Source organism: Peribacillus sp. NPDC101480, assembly GCF_050277335.1.
Classification (GTDB): domain Bacteria; phylum Bacillota; class Bacilli; order Bacillales; family DSM-1321; genus Peribacillus.
On record NZ_JBNNSB010000026.1, the window covers coordinates 1 to 1,996 of the forward strand.

2 protein-coding genes are annotated in these 1,996 nt (G+C 38.2%); both read left to right on the forward strand.

The genetic code is table 11. The features are described from left to right. Nucleotides 1-295: 295 nt before the first annotated feature. Nucleotides 296-1,057, forward strand: a complete 762-nt coding sequence (gene aadD1, locus ACQKMF_RS26645; RefSeq protein ID WP_001014230.1) for an aminoglycoside O-nucleotidyltransferase ANT(4')-Ia — start codon at nt 296-298, stop codon at nt 1,055-1,057. A 216-nt stretch (nt 1,058-1,273) separates the two neighbouring features. Next, the gene (gene bleO / locus ACQKMF_RS26650; RefSeq protein ID WP_001242578.1) at nt 1,274-1,678 is read left to right on the forward strand and encodes a bleomycin binding protein; all 405 of its coding nucleotides are present in this window, start codon (nt 1,274-1,276) and stop codon (nt 1,676-1,678) included. Nucleotides 1,679-1,996 lie beyond the last annotated feature (318 nt).

Consider the following 1,996-nt stretch of genomic DNA (forward strand, 5'->3'; position numbering starts at 1 on the left):
AGATTTTCGCCATGCCACGAAATTAGCATCATGCTAGCAAGTTAAGCGAACACTGACATGATAAATTAGTGGTTAGCTATATTTTTTTACTTTGCAACAGAACCAAAATTATTTTATTAAAGAGTAGTTCAACAAACGGGCCAGTTTGTTGAAGATTAGATGCTATAATTGTTATTAAAAGGATTGAAGGATGCTTAGGAAGACGAGTTATTAATAGCTGAATAAGAACGGTGCTCTCCAAATATTCTTATTTAGAAAAGCAAATCTAAAATTATCTGAAAAGGGAATGAGAATAGTGAATGGACCAATAATAATGACTAGAGAAGAAAGAATGAAGATTGTTCATGAAATTAAGGAACGAATATTGGATAAATATGGGGATGATGTTAAGGCTATTGGTGTTTATGGCTCTCTTGGTCGTCAGACTGATGGGCCCTATTCGGATATTGAGATGATGTGTGTCATGTCAACAGAGGAAGCAGAGTTCAGCCATGAATGGACAACCGGTGAGTGGAAGGTGGAAGTGAATTTTGATAGCGAAGAGATTCTACTAGATTATGCATCTCAGGTGGAATCAGATTGGCCGCTTACACATGGTCAATTTTTCTCTATTTTGCCGATTTATGATTCAGGTGGATACTTAGAGAAAGTGTATCAAACTGCTAAATCGGTAGAAGCCCAAACGTTCCACGATGCGATTTGTGCCCTTATCGTAGAAGAGCTGTTTGAATATGCAGGCAAATGGCGTAATATTCGTGTGCAAGGACCGACAACATTTCTACCATCCTTGACTGTACAGGTAGCAATGGCAGGTGCCATGTTGATTGGTCTGCATCATCGCATCTGTTATACGACGAGCGCTTCGGTCTTAACTGAAGCAGTTAAGCAATCAGATCTTCCTTCAGGTTATGACCATCTGTGCCAGTTCGTAATGTCTGGTCAACTTTCCGACTCTGAGAAACTTCTGGAATCGCTAGAGAATTTCTGGAATGGGATTCAGGAGTGGACAGAACGACACGGATATATAGTGGATGTGTCAAAACGCATACCATTTTGAACGATGACCTCTAATAATTGTTAATCATGTTGGTTACGTATTTATTAACTTCTCCTAGTATTAGTAATTATCATGGCTGTCATGGCGCATTAACGGAATAAAGGGTGTGCTTAAATCGGGCCATTTTGCGTAATAAGAAAAAGGATTAATTATGAGCGAATTGAATTAATAATAAGGTAATAGATTTACATTAGAAAATGAAAGGGGATTTTATGCGTGAGAATGTTACAGTCTATCCCGGCATTGCCAGTCGGGGATATTAAAAAGAGTATAGGTTTTTATTGCGATAAACTAGGTTTCACTTTGGTTCACCATGAAGATGGATTCGCAGTTCTAATGTGTAATGAGGTTCGGATTCATCTATGGGAGGCAAGTGATGAAGGCTGGCGCTCTCGTAGTAATGATTCACCGGTTTGTACAGGTGCGGAGTCGTTTATTGCTGGTACTGCTAGTTGCCGCATTGAAGTAGAGGGAATTGATGAATTATATCAACATATTAAGCCTTTGGGCATTTTGCACCCCAATACATCATTAAAAGATCAGTGGTGGGATGAACGAGACTTTGCAGTAATTGATCCCGACAACAATTTGATTAGCTTTTTTCAACAAATAAAAAGCTAAAATCTATTATTAATCTGTTCAGCAATCGGGCGCGATTGCTGAATAAAAGATACGAGAGACCTCTCTTGTATCTTTTTTATTTTGAGTGGTTTTGTCCGTTACACTAGAAAACCGAAAGACAATAAAAATTTTATTCTTGCTGAGTCTGGCTTTCGGTAAGCTAGACAAAACGGACAAAATAAAAATTGGCAAGGGTTTAAAGGTGGAGATTTTTTGGTTCTGTTGCAAAGTAAAAAATATAGCTAACCACTAATTTATCATGTCAGTGTTCGCTTAACTTGCTAGCATGATGCTAATTTCATGGCATGGCGAAAATCC